General features: G+C 40.2%; 17 protein-coding genes and 1 tRNA gene. 15 read left to right on the forward strand and 3 right to left on the reverse strand.

Annotated elements, in window-relative coordinates; translation table 11 throughout:
• Positions 1-785: 785 nt before the first annotated feature.
• The 13 genes from FHS60_RS08765 (at position 786) to FHS60_RS08825 (ending at position 11,358) form a co-directional block, all read left to right on the forward strand.
• Complete coding sequence (locus FHS60_RS08765; RefSeq protein ID WP_183697725.1) at positions 786-2,135, forward strand: Na(+)-translocating NADH-quinone reductase subunit A; 1,350 nt, start codon at positions 786-788, stop codon at positions 2,133-2,135.
• Positions 2,136-2,140: 5 nt separating this feature from the next.
• Entirely contained in the window at positions 2,141-3,307 is a 1,167-nt protein-coding gene (locus FHS60_RS08770) for an NADH:ubiquinone reductase (Na(+)-transporting) subunit B (protein WP_221189662.1), read from the forward strand.
• A 12-nt stretch (positions 3,308-3,319) separates the two neighbouring features.
• Positions 3,320-4,024 carry an NADH:ubiquinone reductase (Na(+)-transporting) subunit C gene (gene nqrC, locus FHS60_RS08775; protein ID WP_183697727.1) on the forward strand — a complete coding sequence of 235 codons (705 nt, stop codon included), beginning with the start codon at positions 3,320-3,322 and terminating at the stop codon, positions 4,022-4,024.
• Between the two features lie 10 nt (positions 4,025-4,034).
• On the forward strand, positions 4,035-4,664 hold the full coding sequence (locus FHS60_RS08780) for an NADH:ubiquinone reductase (Na(+)-transporting) subunit D (protein WP_009348120.1): 630 nt from the start codon (positions 4,035-4,037) through the stop codon (positions 4,662-4,664).
• Positions 4,665-4,674: 10 nt separating this feature from the next.
• A complete protein-coding gene (gene nqrE / locus FHS60_RS08785; protein ID WP_009348121.1) occupies positions 4,675-5,298 on the forward strand; it encodes an NADH:ubiquinone reductase (Na(+)-transporting) subunit E in 624 nt (207 codons plus the stop codon).
• Between the two features lie 20 nt (positions 5,299-5,318).
• A complete protein-coding gene (gene nqrF / locus FHS60_RS08790) occupies positions 5,319-6,593 on the forward strand; it encodes an NADH:ubiquinone reductase (Na(+)-transporting) subunit F (RefSeq protein WP_183697729.1) in 1,275 nt (424 codons plus the stop codon).
• 1,002 nt (positions 6,594-7,595) lie between these two features.
• Entirely contained in the window at positions 7,596-8,579 is a 984-nt protein-coding gene (locus FHS60_RS08795) for a hypothetical protein (protein WP_183697731.1), read from the forward strand.
• Between the two features lie 9 nt (positions 8,580-8,588).
• The gene (locus tag FHS60_RS08800) at positions 8,589-9,044 is read left to right on the forward strand and encodes a MaoC family dehydratase (protein ID WP_183697733.1); all 456 of its coding nucleotides are present in this window, start codon (positions 8,589-8,591) and stop codon (positions 9,042-9,044) included.
• 81 nt (positions 9,045-9,125) lie between these two features.
• Positions 9,126-9,740, forward strand: coding sequence for an IMPACT family protein (locus FHS60_RS08805; RefSeq protein WP_183697735.1), 615 nt, complete (start codon positions 9,126-9,128; stop codon positions 9,738-9,740).
• Positions 9,730-10,278, forward strand: a complete 549-nt coding sequence (locus tag FHS60_RS08810) for a GNAT family N-acetyltransferase (protein WP_183697737.1) — start codon at positions 9,730-9,732, stop codon at positions 10,276-10,278. The genes FHS60_RS08805 and FHS60_RS08810 overlap by 11 nt, the downstream gene beginning before the upstream one ends.
• 14 nt (positions 10,279-10,292) lie before the next feature.
• Entirely contained in the window at positions 10,293-10,637 is a 345-nt protein-coding gene (locus FHS60_RS08815; protein ID WP_009348127.1) for a 6-pyruvoyl trahydropterin synthase family protein, read from the forward strand.
• The gene (locus tag FHS60_RS08820; RefSeq protein WP_183697739.1) at positions 10,621-11,202 is read left to right on the forward strand and encodes a 7-carboxy-7-deazaguanine synthase QueE; all 582 of its coding nucleotides are present in this window, start codon (positions 10,621-10,623) and stop codon (positions 11,200-11,202) included. The genes FHS60_RS08815 and FHS60_RS08820 overlap by 17 nt, the downstream gene beginning before the upstream one ends.
• Before the next feature lie 83 nt (positions 11,203-11,285).
• Positions 11,286-11,358 (forward strand) — tRNA-Thr (locus FHS60_RS08825).
• A 75-nt stretch (positions 11,359-11,433) separates the two neighbouring features.
• Here the strand turns inward: FHS60_RS08825 and FHS60_RS08830 are convergent.
• From FHS60_RS08830 to mscL, 3 genes are all read right to left on the reverse strand, one after another.
• Positions 11,434-11,823: an L-rhamnose mutarotase gene (locus FHS60_RS08830; RefSeq protein WP_183697741.1), complete on the reverse strand. Its 390-nt coding sequence runs from the start codon at positions 11,821-11,823 to the stop codon at positions 11,434-11,436.
• 441 nt (positions 11,824-12,264) lie between these two features.
• Complete coding sequence (gene guaA, locus FHS60_RS08835; protein ID WP_183697743.1) at positions 12,265-13,815, reverse strand: glutamine-hydrolyzing GMP synthase; 1,551 nt, start codon at positions 13,813-13,815, stop codon at positions 12,265-12,267.
• A 234-nt stretch (positions 13,816-14,049) separates the two neighbouring features.
• Entirely contained in the window at positions 14,050-14,463 is a 414-nt protein-coding gene (gene mscL, locus FHS60_RS08840) for a large-conductance mechanosensitive channel protein MscL (protein WP_183697745.1), read from the reverse strand.
• A 185-nt stretch (positions 14,464-14,648) separates the two neighbouring features.
• Here mscL and gap point away from each other — a divergent pair, with 185 nt between their 5' ends.
• The gene (gap, locus tag FHS60_RS08845; RefSeq protein WP_009348134.1) at positions 14,649-15,686 is read left to right on the forward strand and encodes a type I glyceraldehyde-3-phosphate dehydrogenase; all 1,038 of its coding nucleotides are present in this window, start codon (positions 14,649-14,651) and stop codon (positions 15,684-15,686) included.
• A gap of 135 nt (positions 15,687-15,821) precedes the next feature.
• Positions 15,822-16,742, forward strand: a complete 921-nt coding sequence (gene miaA, locus FHS60_RS08850) for a tRNA (adenosine(37)-N6)-dimethylallyltransferase MiaA (RefSeq protein WP_183697747.1) — start codon at positions 15,822-15,824, stop codon at positions 16,740-16,742.
• Positions 16,743-16,745: the final 3 nt, after the last annotated feature.

Raw genomic sequence — 16,745 nt, forward strand, 5'->3', positions numbered from 1 at the left:
GTTTTACTCAGAACGCCGTATCTATAAGAAAATTAACGGTTGATTTCTACAATTCTACCCGAACATGATACATTTCTGCATCTTGTTCTCTTTTTCTTGTACTTCTCTTCTTAAAAGTTTATGTCAATTCTTTCAAAGATCACAGTTGACAACCACAAGGAGCACCCCCGTTTCTCGGTTGCGGATGCAAAAGTACTACGAGATTTTGGAATAGCAAAGAATATACTGCACTTTTTTTGAAAAAAGTTTTAGAGTGGAGGATTTAAGGGAGAAAATGGCGAGATTCCGTGAGGAATGGAGAGGGAGTTGAAGGAGGATTGGGGTGCGAATAGTGCGGATTAGGCGGAATGACCTGACAAAATAAACGCTTAAAACTAGCGTCTTTAAAACTTCAGACTAAGAGCCAAGAAAGACTTCAAACTTTCGCCAAATGAAGCTTTGGCAAAGCCTCACAAGATCTTAACATCTTGACTGTGTAGACCTTACAAAAAAACAAAGTTTTTTATTATAACTTTGCGGGGAGAGGACACACTATATAAATAATGAATGCAAACACTGTTTTCCTTATTGCGTTTGAAAATGAAATAAGGATGTCAGCCGAGAGAAGTATTGCGCCAGCTGACTAGCCTATCCTTTCTATTGAAAGCCTTTCTGTAAACAAAAGTCAAAAGTCATTAACATAAACATGTATTTTGAGCTAAAGGAGAGACAAGTCGTTAAAAAGTGTTTGCCTCTTGAGAAATTAATTTTATCTTTGCACACTAAAATAGGATAATATTACCAATATGGAAAATTTATATAAACTCAAGAAAGGTCTTGACCTAAAGCTTGAGGGGGTTGCGCTGAAGGCTTATCGTGAAGTTTCTTCTGTAACTGAGTATGCTGTCGCTCCACAAGATTTTTATGGAATAACACCACGCTTAATAACTAAAGAAGGAGATCACATATTAGCTGGAGAGCCGCTATTTACCGATAAGCAAACTGGCAAGATTCAAATCGTTTCGCCTGTAAGCGGCATTGTAAAAGAAATTGAGCGCGGTGATCGTCGAAAAATTCAATTTATTCGAATCACCCCAGATGCGCATCAAGAAATAAAAGAATGGCCTATTTTAGACATTGAAAAAACTAGCAAAGAAGAGATCTTAGAGCGACTTCTTCAATCTGGCTTATTTGCTTTTTTCAAACAACGCCCCTACGATGTAACTGCTTCTCCTACAGACTTACCTAAAGGTATTTTTGTATCAACATTTAATAAGATGCCTTTAGCAGCTGACTTTAGTTATGTTGTAAACGGACAAGAAGAAGAGTTCAAACTAGGAATTAGCGTACTTGAAAAAATAGCGAAAGTACATGTTGGCATTAGTCCAGATCAAAAAAACACAGACTTAATGTCTCTTCACAACGCGGAAGTAAATGTGTTTCAAGGCCCTAACCCTGCAGGCAATATAGGAGTTCAAATTAACCATGTTTCCCCCATTAATAAAGGAGAAATTGTGTGGACTCTTGGGGCAGAAGAGGTCATCTTTATAGGTAGATTATTTAAAACAGGTAAGATTGATTTAACTCGAAACATCGCTGTTGCAGGGAGTGAAGTATGTGAACCTACTTATATTAAGACAAAGATAGGTGCTGCTATCAAAGATATTATAGGCAACAACTTGAAAAGACAAGAACATACACGTATCATCAATGGTAATCCACTTGTTGGTACACGCACAAGTTTAGAAGGTTTCTTAGGAGCCCATGTTACAGAACTTTGTGCTATCCCTGAAGGCGACAATGTTCATGAAGTTTTTGGTTGGATTGCACCTCGCCTAAACGACTTTTCTACTAGTCGAAGCTATTTCAGTTGGTTATTCCGCAAAAAAAGTTATGCGCCAGATTGTCGCATTAAAGGAGGCCTGCGTCATATGATAATGAGTGCAGAATACGAACGCGTATTCCCAATGGATATCTACCCAAGCTATCTTATCAAAGCAATAATCACGGGTAACATAGATCGTCAGGAGGAACTTGGCATTTATGAAGTTGCACCAGAGGACTTTGCTGTAGCAGAATATATAGACTCCTCAAAACTTGAGTTACAACGCATTGTACGTGAAGGTCTTGACCTTCTCAGAAAAGAAAACGCATAGAAATAATGTTACAAGATTTTTTTAATAAGGTAAGACCCCATTTTGAAGAGAGTGGAAAACTTCACGCATTCCATTCCGTATTTGAAGGGGTTGAGACATTTGTTCTCGTACCTAATACTACTTCAAAGATCGGGGTGAGCATTCACGATGCCATTGATTCAAAAAGAATCATGTCTTTTGTTGTCATTGCACTCCTGCCTGCCTTGCTGTTTGGCATGTATAATATTGGTTACCAAAATGCTTTGATAGCCGGAAAACTTGCCGAAACCTCTATTTGGTCCATGGTCCTCTATGGTTTCGCAATAATGCTTCCCAAAATTATTGTAAGTTATGCAGTAGGTCTTGGGATTGAATTTGCTGTAGCCCAATGGAAAAAAGAAGAAATTAACGAAGGTTACTTGGTGACAGGATTACTAATCCCATTAATTCTTCCAGTTGGAACTCCGTTATGGATGATGGCTGTAGCCATTGCGTTCTCTGTTATTTTTGCAAAAGAAATTTTCGGAGGTACAGGTATGAATATCTTTAACCCCGCGCTTATCGCGCGCGCCTTTCTTTTCTTTGCTTACCCCAGTAAAATGACAGGAGATCAAGTTTGGATTTCTACTGAAACTTTTTGTAGACTAGGGTATGCCCTTCCCGATGGTTCAACTATGGCTACACCGTTAGGAGAGGCAGCAGCTAATTCCGCATCGAACACAAGTTTCTACGACATGGTAATAGGGCTGATACCAGGTTCTACTGGTGAAACTAGCGTTATTGCCATTGCTATAGGTGCCATTATTCTTCTATGGACTCAGATTGCTTCTTGGAAAACTATGCTAAGCGTATTTGCTGGCGGAGCTATTGTGGCATTTTTATTTAATGTAGCAGGAATGGAGAATAATGCTGTAGCAAATATTCCTTGGTACGAACATCTGGTTCTAGGTGGCTTCTGCTTTGGTGCTGTATTCATGGCAACAGACCCTGTAACTTCGGCACGTACTGAAACGGGTAAATACTACTATGGTTTCCTTATTGGTGCATTAGCAATCACCATCCGTGTCCTAAACCCTGGATATCCAGAGGGAATGATGCTCGCAATCCTCTTTATGAATATGTTTGCTCCGCTTATTGACCATATTGTCGTTCAGCGTAATATTACAAAGCGCGCAAATCGTTTGAAGAAATAAAAGTAGACCGCTATGAAACTAAATACTAATAGTAACGCTTATACCATCACGTATGCAGCTGTTGTTGTCGTGATAGTGGCATTCCTCCTTGCTTTTGCTTATGCAGGCTTGAAGGAGCGCTCCGATTCAAACGAACGCATCGACAAAAAACAGCAGATTTTGGCAGCCTTGAATATCCGTAATGTGGACAAAGTTCAGACCGAGGATAAATACAAAGAAGTTGTCATGACCGATGCAATTGTAAATGCCAAAGGAGATATCTTAAAGCAAGGAGCTCAGAAAGATCAAGATGGCTTTAAAGTTGATCGCAAGAGTATGTCTTCTGAGTGCCTACCTCTCTATGTCTGCAAAGTTGGAAACGAAACAAAGTACGTCATTCCCATGGTAGGTAAAGGCCTCTGGGGCTCTATTTGGGGCTTCGTAGCACTAAATGCCGATGGACAAACAATTTACGGCGCTTATTTCTCACATGAGAGTGAGACAGCAGGTCTTGGTTCACTCATCAAAGATGAGCCTTTCCAAAAAGAATTCCAAGGCAAGAAAGCCTACCTCAACGGAACACCTGCACTCAAGGTTGTGAAGTCGGGCACAGTTAAAGATGCCAACACAGAGTGTGATGGTATCACAGGTGCCACTCTCACCTCCAATGGTGTAAACGACATGATTCACGAATATCTCAAAAACTATCAGGCATACCTTGCCTCTTTAAATAAATAATTAAAGGAGTATGAGTTTCTTATCAGAAAAAAATAAGCAAGCCTTTGTAACTCCCCTAAATTTGAACAACCCTATTTTAGTTCAAGTTCTAGGTATATGCTCTGCTTTAGCTGTAACAACGCAGCTCGAACCAGCCATTGTAATGGGACTTTCCGTCACCATTATTACGGCATTTAGTAACTTTATTATTTCACTTATTCGTAAAACAATCCCAACACGTATTCGTATCATTATTCAGCTTGTTGTAGTTGCCGCACTTGTAACGATTGTCAGCATGATACTAAAAGCTTTTGCTTATGATGTAAGCGTACAGTTGAGCGTATATGTTGGTTTGATTATTACAAACTGCATCCTTATGGGCCGCCTTGAAGCGTTTGCTATGACTAACGGCCCTATTGCAAGCTTCCTTGATGGTATAGGTAGCGGATTAGGCTATGCGTGGATTCTTGTCGTAGTGGGAGGCGTACGCGAACTTTTCGGTAATGGCAGTCTTATGGGCTTTCAAATTATACCACAAAGTTTCTACGATGCAGGATATGTAAATAATGGTATGATGACAATGCCCGCCATGGCCATGATTCTTTTAGGCTGTGTAATTTGGGTTCATCGATCTATAGTAAAAGATGTCGACAATAATTAAATAGACAGTTATGGAACACGCATTAAGTTTATTCGTTCGCTCGATTTTTGTCGACAACATGATCTTTGCTTCCTTCTTGGGTATGTGTTCATACCTTGCAGTAAGCAAAAATGTAAAAACCTCCTTTGGCTTAGGAGTTGCTGTAATTTTTGTACTCTTAGTAACCGTCCCTATCGACTATTTACTCCAGACAAAAGTTCTATCTGAGAAAGGTATCTTCGGAATGGATCTCTCCTATCTCTCATTCATTCTTTTCATTGCTGTAATTGCAGGTATCACTCAGCTTGTCGAAATGATAGTTGAAAGATTCTCACCAAGCCTTTATGCTGCATTGGGAATTTTTCTCCCATTGATTGCTGTAAACTGTGCCATCATGGGAGCAAGTCTTTTCATGCAACAGCGCATTAACATGGATCCAACAAGCTCGCAATATATTGGCGATATTTGGGATTCTATAATTTATGCATTTTCCTCTGGTATTGGTTGGCTTTTAGCTATTGTTGGACTTGCAGCTATTCGCGAAAAGATGGCTTATACAAATGTACCTAAGCCCCTGCAAGGGCTCGGCATCACCTTCATCACAGTAGGTTTGATGGCCATGGCTTTTATGTGCTTCTCTGGACTAAATATCTAAATAAGTAAGAAAACAAAATAATGGATATACAATTTATAATATATAGTATTGGTGTTTTCTTGGGAATCATCATTGTATTGGTTGTCATATTGCTCGTTGCTAAGCGTTATTTGCTTCCTAGTGGCAATGTTACCATTACAGTCAACGACAAAGACACATTCTCTGTTCCTCAAGGCGCAAGTTTACTCTCCACTCTTGGTGACGCTGGTGTCCATCTTCCTTCTGCGTGCGGTGGTAAAGGAAGTTGCGGTCAGTGCAAATGCCAGGTAGTCAATGGTGGTGGCGAAATTCTTGATGTTGAAAAGGGGCACTTCTCCCGCAAGGAAATTAAAGAAAACTATCGCTTATCCTGTCAGGTAAAAGTCAAGGGTGACATGAGCGTAAAAGTTCCTGATTCTGTTCTTGGAGTTAAGGAATACGAGTGTACAGTTGTCAGCAACAAGAACGTTGCAAGTTTCATCAAGGAATTTATTGTAGCTCTCCCTGAGGGTGAACATATGGACTTCATTCCAGGTTCCTATGCTCAAATTAAGATTCCCAAGTATAAGATGGATTACAATGTCGATATTGATAAGGAAAGCATTGGTGAACAATACATCGGCACTTGGGAACGATTTGGCATTTTTGATTTGAAGTGCGAAAACACGCAAGAAACTGTTCGTGCCTACTCCATGGCCAACTATCCTGCTGAAGGCGACCGTTTCATGCTAACTGTACGCATTGCCACTCCTCCCTTTAAGCCCAAAGATCAGGGTGGTGGCATGATGGACGTTATGCCTGGTATTGCTTCGTCCTATATCTTCTCTCTTAAACCAGGAGACAAGGTAATGATGAGTGGCCCTTACGGCGACTTCCATCCACGCTTCGAAACGAAGAACGAAATGATTTGGGTTGGCGGTGGAGCAGGTATGGCTCCACTTCGCGCGCAAATTATGCATATGACTAAAACGCTCCACACAACGGATCGAAAGATGTCATACTTCTATGGTGCGCGCTCTCTTAGCGAAGTTTTCTACTTACAGGACTTCCTCAAATTGCAGAAAGAATATCCCAACTTCAAGTTCTTCCTCGCACTCGACCGTCCCGACCCTGCTGCTGATAAAGCTGGCGTAGAGTATACGGCAGGTTTTGTGCATCAAGTGATGTGGGAAAAATATCTTAAGAACCATGAAGCTCCAGAAGATATTGAATACTATATGTGCGGTCCTGGCCCGATGTCGAATGCGGTTGTAAAACTACTCGACAGTCTAGGGGTTGAACCAGAGAATATCATGTACGATAACTTTGGTGGATAAGCTGAAAATATACACAACAAGTATAGTAAATCAAGAGGCAGTAGGTGAAACAAACTTACTGCTTCTTTTTTATTTTAGAATAAATGAAAATATCATAAACAAAAAGAGAACTCATATATTGAGTTCATCGATTTATGCACTGAGTATAAAATACAAAGTCATTATACCTAATGAGTAGATTTCTTAAACTATCAAAAGACAAAGATATACGATTTATTGAAAAAACAATATAAGCAATCAGATTTAAGTGAATTCTCTAACTTTTGTAGAATATAAAATAGCTCAACTGCTAACGGAAAACTTTTGCTACTCTCGCTTCCCCAAAAGCGGATGATATCTGCAAAACAATAAAGTATATATTCCACCCTATGCGTTATGTAAATAAAATTCACAATCTACAGTCACGAGAATCGAAGGAGAATTTAAATTCTCCTTCGATAGGCAAAAATAACGCAATCTCGAAGCACTATCGAAATTGGACAAAATCCACATCTTCGGCACAAAATTGAAATTCCTCAACGAAAAAAATTATTTTCTCCTTGAAGAGTTTTATTTTCTTGGTGAGAAGTTCCAAATACAATAAAGAAATTTTCAAACACAATAAGGGAATCAGCTGACATCCTTATCGTGTCAACTGAGAGAATAAGGAAAAACACGACTCTTTGCCACCTCCCGACCACCAATTTTATGCAAATTTCCCCTCTTTCCTGTCAACTTCACCAAAAAGTTGAGTAGTGTACCGATAAGACGGCTCTTTTCCCCACCCTTTCAAATATTTTTTCTTTAACATTTTGTAAAATTCGCCTCCAGAACAAAGAAACACATTGTCAAATAAAACAAACAAAATACGCAGTCATTTACTAATGTTATTTTCTCGCATGTCTTGAATAAAAGAATCGGATACTGAAAAAGCTGTATAAATCAAAAAATAATAAGATTCTTTTCTTTTCCATTCGTTTATAATACTTTTGTACCTAAATAGTCTAACTAACTTCAATCACAATGGAATATAATCAAACTACACAGGAAGGACAGTTTCCACCAACTCCAGAAATAAATGCGACAAACACATCTGGACAAACCTCTCCTTTTCAGAATCAGCAAACCCCGCTCCCTACCCCTCCCAAAAAGAACAATACGAGCATTATCATTGCTGCAATTGTGGCCGCTGTACTCTTGATTCTTGGCAGTGGTGTCTACTATTATACCACCTCTACTGCCTCATCCGAACAAGAACAGAGAGCCTATGATGCTCTAGATAAAAGCAATAGTAGCGCAGACTTCCAAGCTTTCCTTGACCGCTACCCCAACAGTAAGTATACAAACGACGTAAGGGAGCGAATGGATGAATTTAAGCAGATGGAGAATAGCTGGTCGCAGATTCAGAACTCCAGCAATACGACCGATTTTATTTCTTTTAAAGATAAATTTTCCAATTCCTTTTATAGCAATCTATGTGACCAGAAAATTGACTCGCTCGACTGGGTGAGAGCACAATCACTGGGTACAGCAGAAGCCTACAACGCCTATATGGAACAACACCCGCAAGGGCGCTATTTCTCAGAAGCAAGTGTTGCCCAAGGCCAAAAGCAGGACCAGGAAATCACTGAGGCTGAATATGCTGGCGTCACACAAACTATTGCAACTTTCTATGATGCCTTTGGCGATAATGATGAAAACCGCATTGCAGGATGTATCACACCAGTAATGGAACAGTTTCTCTCTAAAAAGAAAGCTACGAAGGCCGATGTTATGAATATCATCTCCAATATGTTCAATGAGCATATCGAGGAATGTGATTTCAATGTCAACAACAATTATAACATTGTGAAGAATGGAAGCAACTACAATGTGACATTCTCCGTTGACCAGCATATAACTCGCGACAATGAGGGTAAAACTTTCGGCTCATATCAAGTGCAGGTAAAGATGGATCAGAACTTTATGATTCAATCCTTGATTATGAAAGAAATCTCACAACGATAGAAATAGATTATGGTAACAATTAACTCATACGAAGAATTTGCAGCCCTAAAAGGCAAAGAAATTGGAACGAGCGAATGGCTCGAGGTTAATCAAGAACGCATCAATCAATTTGCTGATGCCACACTTGATCATCAGTGGATTCATATTGATACCGAACGCGCTAAAGAAGGTCCTTTTGGCCAAACGATTGTACATGGTTATCTGACACTGAGTTTGCTTCCACATATGTGGGGAGAAATCATCACGGTCAATAATCTCAAGATGATGGTCAACTACGGAATGGACAAAATGAAGTTTGGTCAGGCTGTACTCTCTGGTTCCAGCCTTCGCCTTGTTGCATCTCTCCACGACATTCAAAACTTACGCGGAATCTGTAAAGCCGAAGTTAAATTCAAAATTGAAATCAAGGATCAGCGCAAACCTGCATTGGAGGGTATCGCTACATTCTTGTATTATTTCAACTAATAGACAAGCCTCAAACCGACGGGCCATACTGACTTCATAAATCAGATGTGCCCGTCGGTCATATCTCTATACAGCTCTACAATGACTGACCACTACCTCACTATTTCAACGCCAGGAGAAGGGCTTTATACGGAGAAGCGCAGCCGCTTCCTTGCCTTTGCCATACATGTAGAAAGCGAGGAAGAGATAAAAGAAATTGTCAAGAAGTATCAGAAGAACTATTATGATGCCCGCCACGTTTGCTACGCCTATGCCTTAGGGTATGACGGAGAACGGACGCGTGGGGTGGATGCTGGTGAACCATCAGGAACTGCTGGCCGCCCCATCTTAGGACAAATCAAATCAAAAAATTTAACGAATGTTCTTGTTATTGTAGTTCGGTATTATGGAGGCACTCCATTAGGAGCGGCCAACCTTGGGCGGGCTTATCAAGCTGCGGCATTAGAAGCACTCAGTCAAGCAGTCACCGAAGAAAAGATTGTGACCAAGAAAATAAGAGTAAGTGTTCCTTATACTGAGGTAGACGCTATTATGAAAGTTTTGCGAGAAGAAGGTGCAGAAATTTTTGCTCGAGAATATGATTCCAGAGAACAACACCTGACTGTCACAATCCCATTAAACGGAGTAGAGCACCTCTGTGAACGTTTGAAGAAATTCTACACTGTTACGATTCACATCGAAGATAATGAAGAATAAAGTGAGCCTTCGTCCGTTCGCCCCATTGGAAGATTTAGAAGCAGCCCTGCAGCTTTATCAGCAGGCGTTTCCCATTGAGGAGCGTAGACCTGCAGAACAATGGGTTACAACATTGACATCAGGTCAAACACTCCCGTGGACTATTCTATACAATAATAACTTTGCTGGCTTCATTATATTGTGGCGCATGGAGGGCTTCATCTATGGTGAGCATTTTGCCATAAATCCTAGCCTACGAGGGCAAGGAATAGGCAGTGAGGCTTTATCTCTCATACTTAAAAGAATCAAAAAACCACTTATTATCGAAGTGGAACCACCAGAGAGCGACACAATTGCTCAACGGCGTATTGCATTCTATCAACGTCATGGGCTACATTTCTGCCCCAAAGCCTATCTCCAACCGCCATATAGAGATACAGATAAGCCTTTTCCGCTTTGCTTGATGAGTTCTGACGAAAAGTTTATCAATGAACAGTTTAATAATATCAGTAAACAAATACATCGTGTTGTTTATGGGAAAACCAACACGGCTTATTGAAAGAAACACCCATTATGTATTACATCAAAAAAAGAATTGAAGTGGCTTTTGCCCACCATCTCACGCTCAACTACGCGAGCAAGTGTACAAACCTTCACGGTCACAACGCCATCATTACAATCTATTGCAAAACAAAAGAACTCAATGAGAACGGAATGGTGGTCGATTTTAAACACGTCAAAGATATCGTAAGCGGACAGCTCGATCATCGCTGTGCCAACGATGTTGTTGACTTTAACCCAACAGCTGAGAATTTAGCGCGATGGATTTGCGAACAGATTCCTCATTGCTATAAAGTATCTTTCCAAGAATCTGAAGGAAATATCGCAACTTACGAAAAGGATGACATACAAGATTAACGAAATTTTCTACTCTCTCCAAGGCGAGGGTTTTTGGACGGGGACGCCGTCCATTTTTATCCGCTTCTCGGGTTGTAATCTTCAATGTGCTTTTTGCGATACGCTCCATGAAGAAGGAAATATGATGAGCGAAGAGGAAATTCTCAGCAATACAAAGAATTTTCCTGCAAAACACGTAGTGCTTACTGGAGGAGAACCATCGCTATTCGTTAAAGAGACTCTGCTAGAAAAATTACATGCCCAAGGAAAATTCATTGCCATCGAAACAAACGGCACACATGAATTACCCAAAGGTATTGATTGGGTCACGCTCTCCCCTAAAAATAATTTTCAGCAGAAGGCAGATCTCATTTTGAAACATTGTGATGAGCTGAAAATAGTTTACACAAAAGTAGAGTTCAACCCCTATTTAGACATTGAATCCAAACATCGCTACCTCCAACCCTGTGATACTGGAAATCTTGCAGAGAACAAAAAAATTTTGCAAGCAACTATTAATTTTATCAAGGCGAATCCCATATGGCGATTGTCGTTGCAGACCCATAAAATCATAGGAGTTCAATAAAAAACAAGCAAAAGATTTTGTCGGAAAATAATAATACATTACTTTTGCAACCGCAATTCAGAAATGAAATTTGCAAAAAGGTCGCCGATATAGCTCAGTTGGTAGAGCGACTCATTCGTAATGAGTAGGTCGCCGGTTCGAGTCCGGCTCTCGGCTCACTAAAAAGGACAAGTCTAAGACTTGTCCTTTTATTTTTACATTAGTAGCGGGATAAATCGCTTTTGTTTTATCTTACTTGTATAGATGAAAAATACGCTCCATAAGCTGCCATTTCTCTGCACTTCCTGCATTTGGATCAGCCTTTTGATATTGAGCCGTTAAAGCCTCCCATTCTTTCTGTTTCGGCATTTGCCCCATCTTCTGCATAGCAGCGTCCCAATCCAAGTTGGCCGGCATTTCAACTATCATAAAAAGGCGTGTGCCAAGCAGGTATATTTCCATCTCTAAAACACCCGCGGCATGGATAGCATCAAGTGTTTCTTGCCAAATACCTTCTTTTGAATGTAACTGTTTATAGACTGCTATCAACTCAGGCTCATCACGCAAGTCCAAAGTCTGACAATATCGTTTTGTCTCTCCTGAAAAGTGGATAACAGGATATCCTTCTTGTAAATTTTCCATATTATTTATTCTTTTGTCTTGACGATTTAGAAAAACAAAAGTAACAAAAAAAGAGAAAAGGAACTATAACTTCTCCTCCCTTTTACTCCGAAAATACTGCTTCAAACGCTTTACCCCCTCAACACCTATAATAAGTCCTCCTACATATTGGAATGTTTTAGCTAGACCAAAGAAGACTACCCACAGAAAGCCTTTGGTAGCTGCGGAAAAAGGAAAAAGCATCTGAGCAAATGATGCTATATATAAAGGAATACATATTAGAAGGACTATAACTCCTGTGCGAAAAGAGAGTTGTCGTAACTTAGTTATAATGACCATAATTTATTAATAGCATTCAAAAGAGAACAAAGATAAACAATATTCTAAACGTACCCAATATAAAACATTAAAGGGGCGGAAAAATTCCGCTCCTTTAATGCTGCAATGTATTTCAAAAGTAGGTTACTCCCACTCGATTGTTGAAGGCGGCTTTGATGAGATATCATAACATACGCGATTGATACCTTTCACTTTATTGATAATATCGTTGCTCACTTGTGCCATAAATTCATAAGGAAGATGAGCCCAATCAGCTGTCATCGCATCTTGGCTTGTAACAGCGCGCAGCGCCACAGCTTTTTCGTATGTACGCTCATCGCCCATAACTCCGACACTTTTAATGGGAAGCAGAACTACGCCAGCCTGCCATGTCTGGTCGTACAAACTAACCTGTCTTCCATCCACTTCTGTAGTCCATTCTTGCAGACCGCGAATGAATATATCGTCGGCTTCTTGTAGCACCTGTACTTTTTCACGTGTAATATCGCCTAAAATGCGCACTGCTAAACCTGGACCGGGGAAAGGATGACGAGTAATGAGATGCTCTGGCATTCCAAGTTGACGTCCAACGCGACGTACTTCATCTTTGAAAAGCCACTGTAATGGCTCGCATAAGCGGAGATTCATCTTTTCAGGCAAACCGCCCACATTGTGATGACTCTTGATAACTTTACCCGTTATATTCAAACTCTCTATACGGTCAGGATAAATCGTTCCTTGTGCCAACCAGCGAGCATCAGTAATCTTATGTGCCTCTGCATCAAAGACATCTATAAAACCCTTACCTATTATCTTACGCTTCTGCTCAGGCTCCGTTACGCCTTCCAATTCCTTAAAGAATTTCTCAGAGGCATCAACCCCTATAACGTTCAGTCCCAAACATTCATAATCGTTGAGTACATCTCGGAACTCATTCTTTCGCAGCATTCCATGATCAACAAAAATACACGTCAGGTTCTTTCCAATGGCGCGATGCAGCAATACTGCACAAACACTACTGTCAACACCACCAGACAAACCTAGAATCACACGATCATTACCTAACTGAGCTTTTAGTTCTGCCACTGTAGTATCAACAAAGGAGGCGGGACTCCAATCTTGCCTACTTCCACAAATATCTACTGCGAAGTTTTTCAGCAATTGTGTACCTTGAAGCGAATGAAAAACTTCTGGATGGAATTGAACAGCATAAATTGGTTCGTTCTCCGATTGATAGGCAGCGAACTCAACTGAATCTGTCGACGCAATACAACGGAACCCATCTGGAAGAGCCGTAATCGTGTCGCCATGGCTCATCCATACTTGAGAATCTTTATCAAAGCCCTTAAACAAAGGAGAAGTCGTATCCACAGTCTTCAGATTTGCACGACCATATTCGCGACTACCAGTAGGCTCAACTTTTCCTCCATTAACATGAGCCATATACTGAGCACCATAACAAATGCCCAAAATAGGATAACGCCCTCGAATTTCACTCAAATCAAGTTTAAAAGCCTCAGGATCATAAACGCTATAAGGCGAACCACTAAGGATTACGCCAATGACGTTAGGATCGTTTTGAGGAAACTTGTTGTAAGGGAGGATTTCGCAGAAAGTGTCCAGTTCACGAAGCCGACGCCCAATAAGTTGCGTCGTTTGCGAACCGAAATCAAGAATAACGATTTTCTGTTGCATCTTAGAAAGAATTTATATTCTGCATACAAAGTTAAGCAAAACTTATAAAGTTACCTTGTTGTTATAATACAAATAAGACTTCTCAAGCAAGTTCTTTCCATATCTACTTATTGTAAAACACATCCTAAACACAAAGCCTTTAATTTTATAGAGGTTCATCCATAGGATAAGGATTTTCTGAAATACAATCAAGGATATAAGACAGTTATTTTTTATTATACCATAACTAACCGCCTAGTTCTTTTCTTTAAGTAAGTCACGAATTTCTGTCAGCAGTTTCTCTTCTGAGCTTGGTTCTACTGAGGCTTTAGGAGCAGGCGCTTCATTCTTCTTGAAATTATTGATAAGCTTCACTAATAAGAAGACACAGAAAGCGATAATAATGAAATTCAGCGTTTCTTGCACAAAGTTTCCCCAATTGATGGATACAGGTTCTGCACTTTCATTGAGAGGATTAACAGGAAGTGTTAAAGATAATTCCTTAAAGTCTACTCCACCTATCAACCAACCTATAGGAGGCATGATAATATCATCCACAATAGAAGAAACAATCTTGCCAAATGCGCCACCGATGATAACACCGACAGCCATATCAATAGCATTTCCCTTCACCGCAAAGTCCTTAAACTCCTGAATTATTTTTCCCATAATTCTGTTTTATTTAATTATCTATTCGTCAGCAAACTTTTAATTATTTTTTTGAGTAGCCGATGCAAAAATAAAAGTTTATTTGTAAATTTGCAGCGCAATCAGAAATAAAGTATCATTGATATTTGAAATCTGATTTAAAGAAGAGAACATCTCTATAATTATTTAAATATCTAACAAACGTTATGATTAAAATTGGTATTAACGGTTTCGGTCGCATCGGCCGTTTCGTTTTCCGTTCCACTCTCGAAGAGGCTAACAAGAACGATGTTGAAGTTGTAGCTATCAATGACCTTTTGGCTGTTGATTACCTCGCTTACCTTCTGAAATACGACACTATGCACGGTCGTTTCGATGGAACTGTAGAAATTAAGGACGAACACACTCTGACCGTTAACGGTAAGGATATCCGCATCTTCGCAGAGCGCGATGCTGAAGACATCAAATGGGGTGAAGTAGGTGCTGAATACGTAGTTGAATCTACTGGTTTCTATCTTACGATGGATCGCGCAGAAAAGCACCTCAAGGCTGGTGCTAAGTACGTTGTCCTTTCTGCGCCTTCTAAGGCAGGTGAAGACGGCCGTCAAGCTCCGATGTTCGTTTGCGGTGTAAATACTGACAAGTATGCTGGCGAAACTATCGTTTCTAACGCATCTTGCACTACTAACTGCTTGGCTCCTATCGCAAAGGTTCTGAACGACAAGTTTGGTATTGAAAACGGTTTGATGACTACTGTTCACTCTGCAACTGCCACTCAGCTGACAGTCGATGGTCCTTCTAAGGGCGGTAAGGACTGGCGTGGTGGCCGTGCTGCTTCTGGTAATATCATCCCTTCTTCTACGGGTGCTGCTAAGGCTGTAGGTAAGGTTATTCCCGAACTGAACGGTAAGCTGACAGGTATCTCTATGCGTGTTCCAACTTTGGATGTTTCTGTTGTCGACTTGACTGTTAACCTCAAGAACTCTGCTTCTAAGGAAGATATCTGCGCAGCAATGAAAGAAGCTTCTGAAGGCGAGCTGAAGGGTGTACTTGGTTACACTGAAGATGCAGTTGTTTCTTCTGACTTCCTTGGCGATGCTCGTACGTCTATCTTCGACGCAAATGCAGGTGTTTACCTCACTGATAAGTTCGTTAAGGTTGTTTCTTGGTATGACAACGAGATTGGTTACAGCCACAAGGTTGTTGAACTAATCAAGACTATGAACGCATACAACAACAAGTAATTTATTTAATTACGCTATATGAAGACCGTTCAGCGAAAGCTGAATGGTCTTTTTTTATTATATCCTCTCTATTCTTCTCGCTTTTTTGCATCTTTATAATAAAGTAGTTGTAGAAAAACATTAACTTCGCGGTATATGGACACATACGATATTATTACAGTATTAGGCCCAACGGCTTGCGGAAAAACAAGCTTCGCGATCAACTTAGCTGCAATGCTCGATGCAGAAATCATCAGCGCAGATAGCAGACAGGTATATCGGAGAATGGACCTTGGAACAGGGAAAGACTTAGAAGATTATACCTTTCAAGGAACAGTTGTCCCCTATCACCTTATAGATATTGTGGAGCCAGGCTATAAATACAATGTCTACGAATATCAACATGATTTTCTGCAAGCCTATAACGATATTCGTAAACGAGGAAAACGTGTAGTAGTGTGCGGTGGTACGGGCTTATATTTAGAAAGTATTCTTCGTAGCTATCGACTGAGCCCTGTTCCTCAAAATCCCACACTACGAAAAGAGCTTGGAGGAAAAAGTTTATCTGAATTAACAACAATCCTTAAAGGATATAAGACACTACATAATACTACTGATATAGATACTACCCAAAGAGCTATCCGAGCGATAGAGATTGAAGAATACTACAAGCAGTGTCCACTTGAAAATAGGCCTTTCCCAAAACTCAACAGTCTTACTTTAGGCCTCGGAGTAGACCGCGAAATTAGGCGTGAAAGAATAACCGCACGACTAAAGAGTAGACTGAAAAGAGGTATGCTTGATGAGATCCGTAATCTTCTCGATGAAGGAGTTACAGCTGAAGACCTGATGTACTATGGCCTTGAATATAAATATCTAACGCTGCATATTATTGGGCAATTATCTTATGAAGAAATGTTCAATAAATTAGAGATTGCCATTCATCAATTTGCCAAACGACAAATGACGTGGTTCAGAGGCATGGAACGAAGGGGTACACCTATCAACTGGATTACTCCACCAACGCTACCTATAAGTAAAGAAGATCTTGAAAAAATACTAGCTCCCTATATGTAAGAA

The sequence above is a fragment of the Alloprevotella rava genome (genome assembly GCF_014195585.1).
Taxonomy (GTDB): domain Bacteria; phylum Bacteroidota; class Bacteroidia; order Bacteroidales; family Bacteroidaceae; genus Alloprevotella; species Alloprevotella rava.